The sequence below is a fragment of the Staphylococcus sp. GDX8P80P genome (assembly GCF_017893095.1).
Classification (GTDB): domain Bacteria; phylum Bacillota; class Bacilli; order Staphylococcales; family Staphylococcaceae; genus Staphylococcus; species Staphylococcus borealis.
Map to the genome: position 1 here is coordinate 1 of NZ_JAESMI010000247.1, position 393 is coordinate 393.

The following is a 393-nucleotide window of genomic DNA, read 5'->3' on the forward strand; positions in this document are numbered from 1 at the left end:
GCTCCAATTAAGCGATTGGCTGATGTTTGATTGGGGAAGATGCGAATAATCTTTTCTCTTCTGCGTACTTCTTGATTCAGTCGTTCAATTAGATTGGTACTCTTTAGTCGATATTGGGAATTTCCATGTACGGTATATTGAAAGGCGTCTTCGAATCCATCATCCAATGATGCGCAAGCTTTTGAATAATTTGGTTGATCGATATAATCATTAATCAATCTATTTTTAGCATCACGCGCTAAGTTAATATCTGTGAACTTAAAAATTCCTTTAACAGCTTCTCTGAAAGATTTTGAATTTTTTTTAGGAATGGTGGTAAAGATATTTCTTAGGAAGTGAACTTGGCATCTTTGCCAACTTACGTTGGTGAAGGATTTTCTAATGGCAGAGACT

At 35.6% G+C, this 393-nt stretch carries 1 protein-coding gene; it reads right to left on the reverse strand.

The genetic code is table 11. From position 1 onward, the window contains the following. Positions 1–393, reverse strand: a 393-nt coding sequence (locus KA858_RS12650; RefSeq protein WP_210135850.1) for a transposase, incomplete at both ends; no start/stop codon positions are given.